Origin of the sequence: Sulfuriflexus sp. (assembly GCF_032250955.1) — a bacterium.
GTDB lineage: Bacteria > Pseudomonadota > Gammaproteobacteria > AKS1 > AKS1 > Sulfuriflexus.
This window is the reverse complement of sequence record NZ_JAVVES010000011.1, coordinates 39,031-54,308: the sequence shown is the minus strand read 5'-3', so window position 1 is coordinate 54,308 and position 15,278 is coordinate 39,031. Positions and strand designations below refer to the sequence as shown.

Sequence of the window (15,278 nt, the reverse complement as noted above, 5' to 3'; positions counted from 1 at the left end):
CAATGTGTTATCGAATCTAAATCCCCTCACCCTAACCCTCTCCCGAAGGGAGAGGGAATTAACGGGACAGCAGTGATTTTTCCTGAAAGCGCCAGGCGCAAATGCTGACATCCATATTGCGGATGCAGCTCGGTCATCTTTACCCGGAAAAATCGGGTACGACAGCTATTGAAGCTTTTACCTTGTTTTACAATTCCCCTCGTTTGTCCATGTTTTAAGTCTTCTGCTTTCAGGTATAGTTATTGACAGGAAGGCCAGGGCGAAACCTCATGACGAACCAGAAGATCCTGCTGGGGATCAGTAGTTGCTTACTCGGTGAACAAGTCCGCTTTGACAGTTCACATAAGCATAATCGCTACATCACCGACACACTCGGCGAATATTTTGACTTCCAGGCATTTTGCCCCGAGGTGGCCATTGGCATGGGCATACCCCGGCCACCCATTCGGCTGGTCAAGGTCGGGGACAGGATCCGTCTCCGCGGTGTCAGAGACCCTGATACCGATGTCACTGACGAGTTGATCGCCTATGCAGAAAAAACAGCCGCAGAATGCAATCACCTCAGTGGCTACATCTTCAAAAGCAAATCACCAAGTTGCGGTATGGAGAGGGTAAAGGTCTACAATGAAGCAGGTAACCCACTGGAGTCCTCGTCAGGGATCTACGCCGCCGGCATCATGCGGCAATACCCGGCGTTACCGGTGGAAGAAGAAGGCCGCCTCATGGGCCCGCATTTGCGCGAGAATTTCATCGAGCGCGTTTTCATTTATCATCGCTGGCAGCAATACCGGCAGCAAGGCCTGACATCCGCCAGTCTCGTCGATTTTCACAGCCGGCATAAATTTACCGTCCTCGCCCATGATGAGCCGGTATACCGCGAGCTCGGCAGACTGGTCGCCGAGGCCGGCAAAGGCGACTTGTCCGAAACGGCTGAGGAATACCTGACCCTGCTGATGCGGGCCCTGAAAAAACTGGCCACCAACAAAACCCACACCAACGTGCTCCAGCATATCATGGGGTTTTTCAAGGAGAACATGTCGGCAGCGGATAAACAGGAGCTGCTCGAGGTGATTGATGAATACCGCCGCGGCCAGTTGCCGTTGATAGTGCCGATCACCTTAATCAGGCACTATCTACGCCTGCACCCGAATGACTATATTTCGTCGCAGTATTACCTTGAACCCCATCCACGCGAACTGCAGTTACGCAACAAGGTCTAGCCGCGCCCCTGTCAGAGTATCTCCCAGTCCTCTATTTCCCCGCGCACTTTTTCAAGCAGGGGATGGGGCCTGATCTTTTTAACCGTTTTTAACTGCTGGTATAAGCCTGGCGCCCTGACCCTGAGTTTTTTCAACAGGTGTTGGAATTCGTATTCCAGTTGGCCACTGGTGACCGGGATCTTATGCATGATGCGCCTGTTTACCAGCCTGCTTCTGTCGAAGTTATACCCCCTCCTGTCGGCCTCGTCGGCCACACAACGCAGGTAGCTGGCGATCGCCCCGGGCGGGTTCCTGTTCTGTTTGAACCGCGTCAACTGCGGATGGTTTGTATAGCCTTTCGTCTTGCCTAGTAAAACATTTTGCGCCAGCAGACCCTCTCGCCAGAGCGCCACCAGCCCCCTGGCATCCAGATAGTCGGGGTGCAGAGACCACAGCCGCATGACTTTTCCTCGATAAGCGCTTGAACAACCCGCCACAGGTTGTTCTATGTCAGGTACTGTACTCGACTTGCCGGATCTGATGCGGAGCAAACAGCAGCGTGCCCCAATAAACGAACAGGCCACTCATGATCCCCGGCACCACTTCGTAGATCAGTCCGCCCAGTCCCAGATAGTACCAGAACAAATAACCGGCGACCCCGACCAGTACCATCATGATGGCCAGCGGTTCCGAGGGCAGCTGCTTCCTCGAGTAGACCAGGATAAGGGGCACAAAGGCGGAGGCCAGCAAGCCCCAGGCAAGCAGCACCAGGTTAAACACCGTTTTGCTATCAGAAATCGCAATGACGAGTGCCGTCAGCACAACAAAGGCGGTTGCCATTTTCGCCGCCCGCAACGAATGCTTCTGATGCGGCAGAAAGTCGCGGGTGATAGCACCCGAACAGGCGATAACGAGCGAATCCGCTGTTGACATGGTGGCGGCAAACATCGCCGCCAGGATCAGGCCGACCAGGACATCCGGCAGCAGGAGTTTTGCCATCGTCGGTAACGCCAGCTCCTGATCAAACCCCTGGGTCTCCGGCAGGATGATACGCGCCAGCAAACCCACAATAATCGTCGCACCGTAGAAGAGCGTAAACCAGGAGTAATAATAGGCACGCAGGCGATTGATGTGTTCCGGTTTATCGAGGCTCATAAAACGGATCACAATATGCGGCTGCCCCAGAACCGCCATACCACCAAATATCCAGCCAACGATGAACAGCACAATACCCAGCGTGGTTTTGTCGGGGAACCAGTTCATGTAATCATGACTGACATTACCGAGTGCCGCCATGACCGGTTCGATGCCACCTATATACTGCGTGCCGGCGAACATGAGCAGGAGCATGCCAAACAGCATAACAAATGATTGTGCCGCATCGGTCCAGATAGAGGCGCGCAGGCCACCGGCATAACTGTAAAGCAAGACAATGACCGCGCCGATAATGATGCCTGAAGACTGCTCCCAGCCAAAGATCACAGTGGTTGCCTTGTCGCCCGCCTTCAGTTGTGCCGCCGCGTAGGCGCCGAGGAAAATCACGGTCAGCAGGCCCGACAGGCGGCGCAGCCAGGTATAATCCGTTCCGTGCCAGTTGGCCAGCAGGCCGCCGAAAGAATGAATGCTCTCTTGCCCGCTGGCCAGCCTGATCTGCCTGACGGCCAGCAAGTTACCCAGCAAGTCCCCGAAGATCCAGCCGATCATTACCCAGATGGAGGCCAGCCCCGTGGTATAGGTCAGCCCGACCATGCCGATAAACATAAAGCCGCTGTTGTTGGTGGCGACAGCCGACAAGCCTGCCAGCCAGGAGGCAATACTCTTGCCGGCAATCAAATAGTCTTCGGCACTGTTTTTGCTTTTAAAGTAGGAAAGCATGCCGATGATGACGAAAAGCAACAGAAAGAAGAGAAAGCCAGCTGTTATCACGATGCGTACCCCCATGATTTTTTTGTGTAAGAGACAGACGAACTGAGTGCGTATTTATTTTCAGGCGATAATTGTGCTGGTGTTGTTTTGTCGGCAACCCGGGTTTTTTCAGCAGCTTGCCCGGCCGGCGAACGGCCGGCGTGAACGCTTCACAAAGGCAGACTGATACCCAGAATATAGGGCATGGGCGATTTTATCAAATGGCCGGGGATTAGCCCCGTGCAGCGCGGCTCAGGCCTTTTTCACAAACTCTGATTTCAGTTTCATCGCACCGATCCCGTCAATTTTACAATCGATATCATGATCGCCATCGACCAGGCGGATATTTTTGACTTTGGTGCCGACCTTGACGACCGCTGATGAACCCTTGACCTTGAGGTCTTTAAGCACGGTGACCGTATCCCCGTCCTGCAGTACATTGCCATTGGCATCGGTAATAACGCGCTCACCCTCGGTCTCGACGACCGCGGCTTTCGCCCATTCATGCGCGCATTCCGGGCAAACATACATATTGCCGTCTTCATAGGTATATTCCGAGCCGCACTGCGGACACTTGGGTAGATCACTCATGGTTTTTTATATCCTGTCATTGTTTAAATAATTCGTCATGCCACTACTCGTCCCGGACCGCATATCGAAATGCTCGACTGGATCGCTATCGACGATTTTCTTTATCTTATCCGATAGCCGGCATGGCAGGCGACGCATGAAGACGTCACGTCTGAAAGCATCCTGTATGCCGGTAACAGCTCACCTTCCTGGGCCTTCAGGGCAAAACGACTCGCCGCTTTATGCATCTTTGTGCCGGTCTGCTGCATACCTTCCGGCATGCGGGCAGCCATGTGGCCCGCACCATGCAGCTCCAGCGAACTCATGCCGAGGCGCTGCTCGGCTATGTCGGCGGCCTTGTCCAGCTCACCATTGCCCATATTGATAAGGATTTCATTTAATGCCAGCAGATGGTCGCGCATATTCGACAGCATATGCTCCTGCATCATTTCCGGAAATTCTACCAGCTGCCGCGTGTCTTCAGCCGCAGTGCTTATCGGGCTTGTTAGCCACAGCAGTATTAAAAGTGCTGATTGTCTTATTGCGCTCATCAGTCTCCACCCTTTGCCTGTATGTTCATATGCCTTTTTCCGCACCGGCAAGTCCTCACTCTGGTGTTGATAGCTGGAGCATCTCCCTGCTCTTTGCCAGCGCCTCATCAATCGTTCTCGAAAATGTGATCTTGCCGGCACCCGCCAGGACACCGGCACGACGCAATTTCAGGATCATACGGGGTCGCAGGTTGTTTATCACCAACTCTACATGATTGGCCGACAGGTCAAACACAATTGATTCCATCGCCACGATGGCACTCATGTCGATCATCGTCACCCTGGACATATCCAGCACCACAACCCTGACTTCCGGCGTAATGCTGGTCAGGCCATTCATCGCCTTTTGCGCAGAGCCAAAAAATAACGGTCCGTCGATATTGTAAATCGCAATTTCCTTCGGCAGGTCTGCATAGGCGTCATCCTCTGTCTCGAGCCTCGTGCTGTCGGTCAGGCTGATGCTTCGCCGGATAAACAGCATAGCCGCCAGCCCCATGCCGATACCCACTGCAACGGTCATATCAAATATGACCGTCAGCAGAAAACAGACCATCAAAGTCAAAATATCGTCTCTCGGGGCAATTTTAAGCGTACGGATAAAATGCCTGGCCTCACTCATATTCCAGGCCACCATAAGCAACAAGGCCGCCATTGATGCCATCGGGATATAGGACAATAAAGGTGAAAGTGAAAGAATAGCGACCAGGATAAACAGACCGTGCACAACGGCGGCAAGCGGCGAGGTCCCACCTGCCCGGACGTTCGCCGCGGTACGCGCAATCGCGGCGGTTGCCGGAATGCCCCCGAAGAAGGGCACAATCATGTTGCCGATCCCCTGCCCGATAAGTTCGTCATTGGGGTTGTGCTTCTTGCCGGACATGCCATCCGCCACGACGGCACATAACAGGGACTCGAGCGCCCCCAGTACCGCAATCGTAATGGCAGAGGCCAGTAATGTGCGCGCGAGATCAAAACTGAAACCAATCGGCTTGCCATCAGCGCCAGGGTAATTCCATGGCCATTCAAATCCGGGAAGAAGCGGCGGGATACCGCCACCCGTGAGACCATTCAGCTCGTAATGAAAGCGACTGCCAATAGTCGCCACAGAGAAATCGCCGTTGAGCTGGCTCAATACCCAGGCGATGCCGGAGCCGATTAATATCGCAACCAGATGCCCCGGGATCCGGGAGCGTAGTTTTGGCCAGGCAATCAACACGCCCAGGGTAATGGCGCCAATCAGTGTTTCTTGCCAGTGCGTGGTCGGCAAGGCCTGCATGATCTGCAACAGCTTGTCTATATAGTGGCCATCCACGGCCTGGACATTCAAGCCGAAAAAATCTTTTATCTGGAAGGTGGCAATAACCACGGCGATACCTGCTGTAAAGCCGACGATTACCGGGTAAGGAACTATTTCAATCAGCCGGCCGATCCTCATAAAGCCCATTGACACCAGGATCACACCCGCCATGAAGCCACTGATCAGCAAACCACCGATCCCGAATTGCTGCACAATTGGCAACAACACCACCACAAAGGCCGCCGTCGGCCCGGAAATATTGACTTTAGAGCCACCGGCGAGGGCGATCACAATACCGCCCACTATTGCCGTGTATAAGCCATGTTGTGGAGGGACACCGCTGGCGATCGCCAGCGCCATGGATAACGGCAGTGCAATCACGCCGACTGTTAAGCCGGCCAGTACATTGGCCTGAATGCTGGATAGCGAACATCCATTTTTCAACGATTTAGTTAATGCAGAAAACATTGACGTCTCTTGATTATGCTGCGCGCTCGCGCCTGAACTCATTTGTGTGTCGCATTTTATCACCGACTTTACAGGCAAGGCCTGGTGCGCTGGCCGCTGCCCGGCACACAGGAAACACTTGATCGACATCCCGCTCAAGCTGGTGCTACAAGCAAGACATAAAGGGCAATCTGCGTACCTTGGTTATGTTGCAATCCCGGATACAGCTGCCGACAGGCACCAGACCTCTACGAGGTTATGACAAGGCTTGCGGCCAGAAGCTACCGATAAATACAACAATTGCCTGAGTATACCACCCGGGCACATGCCAACTAAGCCCCACTATGTGTCCGTCTCAAACATTCCTTCTTTCGAGGAGGAAAAACCGCCACTGGATCAGGCCATGGTGCCCAGCGTTTTGCGAAAGCGTGCCAGCGACAGGGCGAATAACGCCGTACCGATGGCGACCAGGGCCAGCAGTTGCGGTCAGACCACGGCGATACCGGCACCGCGAAACAGGATGGCCTGGGCGAGCGAGACGAAGTGGGTATTTGGCGCGGCCAGCATAATGGTGCGGACGATCTCGGGCATGCTCTCACGCGGCGTCATGCCACCGGAGAGCATCTCCAGTGGCAACAGTACGAGGAATAACAACAAACCGAGCTGGGGCATGGAGCGGGCGACTGTTCCCAGGAATATCCCCATCGAGGTGGTGGCGAACAGATGCAATGCCGCGCCGAACATGAACAGACCAAGCGATCCCTCGACAGGCACGGCCAGCAGGCCGCGAACGATCACCTGCAATGAAAGGGCTGAGGCAAGCAGCACCACCAGCATCATCGCCCAGACCTTGCTGCTCATGATCTCAAACGGCGTGATCGGCATGACCAGTAGATGCTCCACTGTGCCGTGTTCACGCTCGCGAATCAGCGCCGCACCGGTCAGGACGATCGACAGCATGGTGATGTTGCCGATGATCTCCATGATCGCGCCGAACCAGGCGTTGTTCAGCTCGGGGTTGAAGCGTGCGCGCAGTGCCAGTTCCACGGGCAGGGTCGTGGTGGCACGATAGCCCTGCACGAAGTCGTTGACCTCGTCGTAGATAATGGCCTGGATATAGCCGCTACCGGTAAAGGCCTGGCTCATGCGGGTGGCATCCACATTAAGTTGCAGCGCCGGACCGCGCCCGGCCAGCACATCACGCTGGAAGCCGGCGGGGATGTGCAGGGCAAAGGTGTCGAGCCCGGCATCCATGCGCGCATCCATCTTCGCCGGGGTAATCAGCCTGGGCGGCAGGAAATACGGCAGATAAAAGGCATCAATGATGCGCCGTGACAACGGCGAGCGATCCTCGTCGACGACAGCGATAGGGGCCTTGTGCAGGGTCTCCGGCATTGCCGTGGCGGCAGTGTAGACTGAAAAGGTAAAGGCATAGACGATCAACACCAGCATGATCGGATCGCGCGACAGACTGCGCAGCTCCTTGACGCCGAGATAGAAGATGTGACGTGCGGATCGCAGGCTCATGATCACTTCTCCTGCTTTTTCAGCAGCAGTGCGCCAAGGCCAATCAATATGGGAATGGACAGCAGCAGCGGCACAAAACTGTCCCGCAGATCGGCAAACCCCAGCCCCTTGGAAAAGGTACCACGCGCGATGGTGATAAAGTGGGTGGTAGGGAAAATCTCACCAATGAAACGCCCCGCCCCTTCCAGCGAAGTGACCGGATCGATGAGCCCCGAAAGGGTCACTGCCGGCAGCATGGAGAGGATGGCCGTACCGAACAGCGCAGCTATCTGGCTGCGCACAAAGGTGGAGATCAAGAGCCCGTAGGCGGTGGCAGCGATCACATAAAATACGGCGGCAACGCCCAGGGTGATAAAGCTGCCCTTGAGCGGCACACCAAACAGGAAAATGGCCAGCGCCGTCAGCAACAAGAAACTGACCAGAGAAAGCACTACGTAGGGGATCTGTTTGCCGATCAGGAACTCCAGCCGGGTCACTGGCGTCACGTACAGATTAACGATGGAGCCCAGCTCCTTCTCACGGACCACCGCCAGGGCGCTGAGGATCGCGGGGATCAGTATCAGCAACAGCGGGATCACCGCCGGCACCATCGACTGCAGGCTTTCCACGTCCGGGTTATAGCGAAAGCGCGTCTCTATGGTCACAGGCGCGACGAGGGCCCGCTCGCCGTAGGTCTCGCGCAGCCTGGCGTTCAGCCAGTGCTGGTGCATGCCCTGCACATAACCACGCACTGTTTCGGCGCGCTGCGGCATGCTGCCATCGATCCAGGCACCGATCTCGGCCTGATCGCCACGCGCGAGATCGCGCGCAAACCCCGATGGGATCTCTATAGCCAGGCTGAGCTCACCACTGCGCATGCGCTGATCCAGTTCGGCATAACCCGACAGCGGTGGATGCTCGTCGAAGTAACGCGAGCCGGACAGGTTGAGTGTGTAATCCCGGCTCACCGTGGTCTGATCGCGATCGAGTACGGCGAAGCTCAGATCCTCCACGTCCATGCTGATGCCATAGCCCAGCACCAGCATCAACAGCGCGCTACCCAACACGGCCAGCGTGAGACGAACCGGATCGCGTTGCAGTTCCAGTGCCTCGCGCCGACTGTAACTAAAGAGGCGGCGCAGGCCACGCTGCCAGCTGCTGCCGGTGGCGGGCGGCGGCTGCCCGATTCGGGCCGATTCGCCCGGCACGGTTTCATCCGGTTCGACGGCTGCCGCTGTCGACTGGGCCACCGCTTCCTCGAGGTGACTGATAAAAGCCTCTTCGAGATTGTCTGCGTCGCGCTCCCGGGTGATAGCCGCCGGCGTGTCAGTGACCAGTACCTGACCTGCGTGCATCAGCGAAATACGGTCACAACGCTCGGCCTCGTTCATGAAGTGGGTGGAAATAAAAATAGTGACGTTGTCGCGCCGTGCCAGCTCTATCAGCACATTCCAGAATTTGTCACGCGCCACCGGGTCCACGCCCGATGTCGGCTCGTCGAGGATCAGCATCTCCGGACCATGGATCATTGCCACTGCCAGCGACAGGCGCTGGCGCTCGCCCAGTGGCAGTTCGCCGGGCAATGCCTCCATGCTCCCGGTCAAGTCAAAACGCCCGGCCATCTCCTGCACCCGCGCGTTGATCCGATCCGATGTCATGCCGAACAGACGCGCGTGCAGCACCAGGTTCTGGCGCACGCTCAGCTCACCATAGAGTGAGAAGGACTGGGTCATGTAACCCACACGGCGACGGGTGTCGATGTCGTGTGGGTCCACCGGGTGGCCGAACAGCCAGGCCTCGCCCTCGCTGGCGGGCAACAGGCCGGTGAGCATTTTCATAGTGGTGGTCTTGCCGCAACCGTTGGAGCCGATGAAGCCGAAAATCTCACCGCGCCAGATCCTGAAGCTGACATGCTCGACCGCGGTGAAATCGCCAAAGCGCATGGTCAGATCGCGGGCCTCGATGGCAGTTTGTTCCGCATCACTGACATCGCGGGGCGAGATCTCCACCGACTGGTATTCCGCCTGCTGTGCCTCGGGTAACAGGCGAATAAAAGCCTGCTCCAGGTTTTCGGTCCGGGTGTGCGCCAACAGCTCTTTGGGTGTGCCTGTCGCCAGCACCTGCCCGGCATTCATCGCCACCAGCCAGTCGAAGCGCGCCGCCTCTTCCATGTAGGCGGTGGCCACCAGCACACTCATGCCGGAACGCCTGGAACGGATACGGTCGATGAGCTCCCAGAATTGCCGGCGCGACAGGGGATCAACCCCGGTGGTGGGTTCATCGAGGATCAACAGGTCAGGATCGTGGATCAACGCGCAACACAGGCCGAGCTTCTGTTTCATGCCGCCGGAGAGCTTGCCGACGGCACGCTCCTTGAAGGGCGCGAGTCCGGTGGCCTGCAGCAGTTCATCGATGCGCCGTTCACGTTCACGCCGAGCATGCCCGAACAGGCCGCCGAAGAAGTCGAGGTTTTCAAACACCGACAAGGTGGCATAGAGGTTTTTGCCCAGGCCTTGCGGCATGTAGGCGATCCGCGGGCAGACCCGACGGCGATGCCGCGCCTCCGCCATATCGCCACCAAGCACGTCAATATGGCCGTCCTGGATCTTTCTGGCACCGGCGATCAACGCAAACAGACTCGACTTGCCGACACCGTCCGGCCCAATGATGCCGACCATACAACCTGCCGGCAGCTCGAGGGTGATGGCTTCAAGGGCCTGTGTCTTGCCATAGCGCAGGCTGACTTCGCGCAAGCACGCCACGGGTTCGTTAACCGGCGATCGCATCACACCGCCGGCCTCGCTCATTGCACCAGGTTTTGCTGCAGGGACTCAGGCCACGCCGTATCGGCATCGAGCCGCACGTAGGCGACCCCTGGCAGACCGGTTTTGACCTGCTCAATGTGTTTGTTCAGCAGTTCGCGGGGAATGCGTGCGCGCACGCGGAACATTAATTTTTCCCGCTCGCTCCTGGTCTCCACTGTCTTCGGGGTGAACTGCGCCACGTCGGCGACGAAGGAGACTCTTGCGGGAACCACATAGTCCGGCGCGGCATCAAGGACGATGCGTACCTCGGTACCAATCGCCACCCGACCCGCCGCCGCGGTCGGTAAAAAGAAGGTCATATACACATCGCTGAGATCGACCAGATTCAACACGCGTCCCCCGGCGCTGACCACCTCGCCGGTGCGGGCCACGATAAACTGTACGCGCCCGTCGCGCGGGGCAACCAGGTTGCTGTCGTCGATGTCGCTCTGAACCCGTTCTACCGCTGCACGCGCGGCTTCCACCGCCGACTGCGCGCTGTCGATCTGGGTACGCGCCGTGGCGATAGCCGCCTCGGTCGCTGCGACCTGGGCGCGGGTAGCACTGAGTGCCGCGGCGGCGCTCGCCATGTTCGCGCTGGCATCATCCGCTTCCTGTGCCGAAATGGCCCCTTGTTGCGCGAGTTCCGCAATACGCGCCGCCCGCTTGCGCACCGCCACGAGTTCGGCCTGCCGCTGGGCGACCATCGCCTCGGCAGCCGTCTTTTCGCTTTGCCGCTGGACGAGCTGGCTGCGCGCGGTGGTCACCGCCTGTTCGGCCTGCCGCAACTGCGCCTCGGCCTGCTGGCGCTGGGCCTCCAGTGAGCGGGTGTCCATTCGCGCCACGACCTGGCCGCGACTGACGAAGTCACCTTCCTCTACCAGTATCTCATCGATTCGCCCGGCCGTTTTGGCGGCAACGTCAATCTCCACCGCCTCGATGCGGCCGTTGCCACTGGCGATGCCCTCGAATCCGTCATCGGCCTCGTAGCGTTGCCAGGCCAGGGCCACCAGCACCCCGACTACCAGTGTGGCGATGGCGCGTCTTAACCATTTCTGCTGTTGTGCGATCATTATTGTTTTAACCCGGCGTGGTACCAGTGATCAAAAGGACATCGATATCTACAGTCGCATGATATCCCAGATATAAGGACAAAGTCCCTGTATCGAGCAACCAACCTTTTGATCTCTTGCCTGAACCCATCATGGCCTGACACCAGTGCCTGACTCATGGATTGGCGCAGTTGGTGGATCGTTGTTGTAAGCAGATACCCTTGGAGAGGCTACAAGCTGCTGCACTTCCGCAGACAAACAAAGGCTCCAATTTCCAGCCTGCAGCATGCGCGGCTAGAGACAATTTATTCCCTTGGCCAGACGTGCGCTTCCACCTCGATAATATGACCCTTGGCATTGAGAACGGCACTCACCCCGTGGAATATCAACGTTTGCCCGGACGGTACCGGTAGCGGTAGCGGCTGCATCAGTTCTGAATACACCTTAACACTCTGGTTATTGCTATCGAGTTCATATATATACTCAACCCGCAGCGGGATGAGCATGGACTCATCCAGTATCTGGTCAAATATTATCAACTCGCCCCGATTGACGGCTCGCAAAAACACGTTAATGATTTTATAGGGCGCGTAGAATCCTGATTCTGCTGGACGCGGCACTTGCTCGGTTGTACGTGCGAAACCCGCATCCCCCAGCATAATGATCAGAAAACCCAGGCATGCAATGAACGCCACTTTCATATAAACATCTCTATGCTTGACGTCCCTGCCGGGCACAAAATGAGCGTCCTTTCCACTTCGTCGGCAAGTGGCCAATATTATTTACTTTGCTGATACGTCGCCCGCCATGACGATTATCAACTTATCTGGATGGAGACGACATTTGAAGGCCGATGATGTCGGCGATGCTGACTGCCGCGACCTTATTGATGAAGATATCGATAATCTGACGGCGGCACGCAAAAAAAATCGAACATGACCACATACTCTGTGATCTTTTTATGGCTGTCGATACGTAATGCCCCGTCTCCAATCTTCTGCCAGACCCGTTTCCGTGTCTCTGCGTATGCACCCGGGCACTGCATACAACCCCGGTTCCCCGGCACCTACCAGCGTGTCCGGGACATTGCGTCCCGTATAGCGGCACTACCCGGGCGTAAGGGTGTGATGGGCAATGACTGTCGTGGCATAAAAAAGGGGGCTTGCGCCCCCTTGATATAACTTGATCAACTGTGAAGCTGTTACTTGCCGCCACCCACCATTACCGTCACCAGCTTGTCGGGATGAATACGACGTTGGAAGGCATCCCTGATGGCCTCGACCGTGACGGCCTCTACCTTGCTTGTAAACGTGTCAAGGTAATCGAGTGGCAAACCATAGAAACCGATCATGGCGACGTACTCGGTGATCTTCTTGTTGCTGTCAACACGCAATGCCCAGCCGCCGGTGATGTTCTGTTTGGCGCGCTGCAGTTCATCTTCGGTGGGGCCCTTGTCGATGTAGTTGCGCAGTGTTTCGTCGAGCAGCTTCAGGGCCTCGTCAGCCTTGGCGTTCTTGGTCTGCAGCCCCATGGTGAAGGGGCCATTCTCGCGCATGGGGGAGAAGTAGCTGTAGGCACTGTAGGCCAGGCCGCGCTGCTCGCGGATGACATCGCTGATGCGCGAGATCAGGCCGCTGCCGCCGAGAATATGGTTGCCGACATACAGGGCCATGTAGTCTTCATCGCCTCTGCGCATGCCGGGCTGACCAACGAGAATATGGGTTTGCTGGGAATCGTGTGTGATGCGTTGCTCGTTGGCCTTTTCAAGCGGTGCCACCGGCGGGATGGCCGCAGCCTGTTTGCCGGTAGCCATCTTTGCGGTCAATTGCGCCGCGATATCCTCAGCCTGCTCGCGACTGACATCGCCGACGATTGCTATCGTGGCATTACGGGCGGTGTAGAAATCCTTGTGAAAGGCCTTTACCTCGTCGCGCGTTACGGCCTCGAGACTGGCCTCGGTGCCGTCACTGTGCGAGGCATACGGGTGCGCGCCGTAAATGGCCTGGTAGAAAGCCTTACTGGCGATTGCGCCCGGTGACTGCTTTTCCCGTTGCAGACCAATCAACATGGCCTTGCGGTTACGCTGAAAGGATTTTTCCGGGAACGTCGGCGTGGCCAGCACGGCAGCGAAGGTCTGCAACGCCGTATTCATGGCCTTCGCTTCGGTCAGGCTGCGCAAGCTTGTCACGGCCATATCACGCAGCGAACTGGCGCCGTACTGGGCACCCACACCCTCGAAGGTTTCTGCCAGCTCGTTGGCGTTCAGTGTTGGTGTGCCTTCGTCGAGCAGGCTGTTTGTCAACGCGGCCAGCCCCGGCCTCTCGCCATCACGGGCACTGCCGGCATCGTAAATGACCCGCAGGTCAATCATGGGCAGTTCCGGGGAGTGGACGAAATACACGCGCGCGCCGTTTTCGGTCTGCCAGTGCTGGATCCTGGGTCCGGCCAGCAGCAGGCTGGCGTTGAGCAGGAGGACGACTGCAACAAGGATTTTCAGACTCTTCATTGCTTGTCTCCCGTGGCTGCGGCTTGCCGGTCGCGCTTCGCCTGCGCATTTTGCGGCTCGAGCGTGGCGAGGGTCAGGGTTTCATTGACCAGGTATTTTTGCGCCACCGCCTGTATCTGTGCCGGCGTGACGGCGCGAATGCGATCGACGTATTCATCGAGTTGCTGGTAGTCGAGGCCGACCGTCACGAGTGTGCCGATCTGCATGGCCTGATAAAACACCGAGTCACGCTCGTAGACCTTGGCAGCCACGACCTGGGCCTTGATGCGCTCCAGTTCTGCCTCGTCCACCGGCTCGTTCTGCACACGCTGGATCTGTTTACGGATGGCGACCTCGAGTTCCTCGACGCTATGCCCGGTGCTCGGGGTGCCATCAAACAGGAACAGGCTGTTAATGCGATCATAAAGCCCGTAACCCGCACCGGCCGATACGGCGATCTGGCTGCCACGGACGAGCTCACGGGCGAGGCGGGCACTGCTGCCACCATCGAGTACGGCGGCGAGCATTTCCAGGGCATAGGCCTCTTCCGTGTCGGCAGCAGTCTTCAGCACCGGCACCTTGTAGCCCATGAGCAAATACGGCACCTCGGCCGGGACCTTGACCTTGATGCGACGCTCGCCAAGCTGTTTGACTTCCGGCCGGGGTTTCACCTTCGCCGCGGCCGGCCCCTCGAGTGGGCCGAAGTGCTGTTTCGCCAGCCGGTAGACCTTATCAGCCTCGACATCACCGACCACGACCAGGGTCGCATTGGCCGGCGTATACCATTTGATGTACCACTCGCGCAGATCCTCGATAGTCAGGCTCTTCAGATCGGCCATCCAGCCGATGACCGGGTACTGGTAAGAGCTAGTCTGGAAGGCGGCGGCATTGAACTGCTCGTAGGTCAATGCGGTCGGCTTGTCTTCGGTGCGCAGGCGGCGCTCTTCCATGACGACCTGTACCTCCTTGGCAAACTCTTCCGGCGGCAGGCTCAGGTTGCGCATCCGATCGGCTTCCAGCTTGAAGCTGATCTCGAGACGATCCTTGTGCATACGCTGGAAATAGGCGGTGTAGTCGCGGCCGGTGAAGGCATTCTCGCGGCCGCCGTTGGCGGCGATGATCCGGGAGAACTCGTTGGGAGCCAGTTTCTCGGTGCCCTTGAACATCATGTGCTCGAGGACATGCGACACACCGGTGATGCCATTGTGCTCGTAACTTGAACCAACCCGGTACCAGACCTGGGAGACCACAACCGGGGCGCGGTGGTCTTCGAGGACGAGGATCCGCAGGCCATTGTCGAGCGCGTATTCACGCACCTTGTTGGCAGGTGCCGCCAGCCCGCTCAGGGCCGGTAACGCAATGAGTAAGCCGATGGCGACGGCCAGATAAGCACGGGGGGGACTCAAACGCATGATTTCCTTCATTCCTTCAAGTTTGTTTTTACCGGCAAGCCGCCGGAGTG

12 protein-coding genes and 1 pseudogene are annotated in these 15,278 nt (G+C 57.4%); 2 read left to right on the top strand and 11 right to left on the bottom strand.

All coding sequences use genetic code 11. The annotated features are described in order from the left end of the window. Nucleotides 1-269 precede the first annotated feature (269 nt). Nucleotides 270-1,220 (top strand): DUF523 and DUF1722 domain-containing protein, encoded by a 951-nt coding sequence (locus tag RQ738_RS03325; RefSeq protein ID WP_314161993.1) that lies wholly within the window; start codon nucleotides 270-272, stop codon nucleotides 1,218-1,220. An 11-nt stretch (nucleotides 1,221-1,231) separates the two neighbouring features. Here the strand turns inward: RQ738_RS03325 and RQ738_RS03320 are convergent, their stop codons facing one another. From RQ738_RS03320 to RQ738_RS03280, 9 genes and pseudogenes are all read right to left on the bottom strand, one after another. Beyond that, nucleotides 1,232-1,660 (bottom strand): pyrimidine dimer DNA glycosylase/endonuclease V, encoded by a 429-nt coding sequence (locus tag RQ738_RS03320; protein WP_314161992.1) that lies wholly within the window; start codon nucleotides 1,658-1,660, stop codon nucleotides 1,232-1,234. Nucleotides 1,661-1,709: 49 nt separating this feature from the next. Beyond that, entirely contained in the window at nucleotides 1,710-3,125 is a 1,416-nt protein-coding gene (locus tag RQ738_RS03315; RefSeq protein ID WP_314161990.1) for a sodium/proline symporter, read from the bottom strand. Nucleotides 3,126-3,356: 231 nt separating this feature from the next. Next, the gene (locus tag RQ738_RS03310; RefSeq protein WP_314161989.1) at nucleotides 3,357-3,695 is read right to left on the bottom strand and encodes a zinc ribbon domain-containing protein YjdM; all 339 of its coding nucleotides are present in this window, start codon (nucleotides 3,693-3,695) and stop codon (nucleotides 3,357-3,359) included. A 101-nt stretch (nucleotides 3,696-3,796) separates the two neighbouring features. Further along, nucleotides 3,797-4,225, bottom strand: coding sequence for a hypothetical protein (locus RQ738_RS03305; protein WP_314161987.1), 429 nt, complete (start codon nucleotides 4,223-4,225; stop codon nucleotides 3,797-3,799). 55 nt (nucleotides 4,226-4,280) lie between these two features. Further along, nucleotides 4,281-6,032 (bottom strand): C4-dicarboxylic acid transporter DauA, encoded by a 1,752-nt coding sequence (gene dauA, locus RQ738_RS03300; RefSeq protein WP_314161986.1) that lies wholly within the window; start codon nucleotides 6,030-6,032, stop codon nucleotides 4,281-4,283. Nucleotides 6,033-6,365: 333 nt separating this feature from the next. After that, nucleotides 6,366-7,496: pseudogene (locus RQ738_RS03295) on the bottom strand (ABC transporter permease). A gap of 2 nt (nucleotides 7,497-7,498) precedes the next feature. Then, nucleotides 7,499-10,282, bottom strand: coding sequence for a ribosome-associated ATPase/putative transporter RbbA (rbbA, locus tag RQ738_RS03290; protein WP_409929520.1), 2,784 nt, complete (start codon nucleotides 10,280-10,282; stop codon nucleotides 7,499-7,501). Further along, nucleotides 10,279-11,352 (bottom strand): HlyD family secretion protein, encoded by a 1,074-nt coding sequence (locus RQ738_RS03285; protein WP_314161983.1) that lies wholly within the window; start codon nucleotides 11,350-11,352, stop codon nucleotides 10,279-10,281. The genes rbbA and RQ738_RS03285 overlap by 4 nt, the downstream gene beginning before the upstream one ends. Nucleotides 11,353-11,636: 284 nt before the next feature. Further along, the gene (locus tag RQ738_RS03280) at nucleotides 11,637-12,032 is read right to left on the bottom strand and encodes a hypothetical protein (protein ID WP_314161982.1); all 396 of its coding nucleotides are present in this window, start codon (nucleotides 12,030-12,032) and stop codon (nucleotides 11,637-11,639) included. 106 nt (nucleotides 12,033-12,138) lie between these two features. Between RQ738_RS03280 and RQ738_RS03275 the strand changes: the two genes are divergently transcribed. Then, nucleotides 12,139-12,270, top strand: a complete 132-nt coding sequence (locus tag RQ738_RS03275) for a hypothetical protein (RefSeq protein WP_314161980.1) — start codon at nucleotides 12,139-12,141, stop codon at nucleotides 12,268-12,270. A 262-nt stretch (nucleotides 12,271-12,532) separates the two neighbouring features. Here RQ738_RS03275 and RQ738_RS03270 read toward each other — a convergent pair whose 3' ends face one another. Then, nucleotides 12,533-13,837: a pitrilysin family protein gene (locus RQ738_RS03270; RefSeq protein ID WP_314161978.1), complete on the bottom strand. Its 1,305-nt coding sequence runs from the start codon at nucleotides 13,835-13,837 to the stop codon at nucleotides 12,533-12,535. Beyond that, nucleotides 13,834-15,228 (bottom strand): pitrilysin family protein, encoded by a 1,395-nt coding sequence (locus RQ738_RS03265; RefSeq protein ID WP_314161977.1) that lies wholly within the window; start codon nucleotides 15,226-15,228, stop codon nucleotides 13,834-13,836. Before RQ738_RS03265 ends, RQ738_RS03270 begins: the two co-directional genes overlap by 4 nt. Between the last annotated feature and the right edge of the window lie 50 nt (nucleotides 15,229-15,278).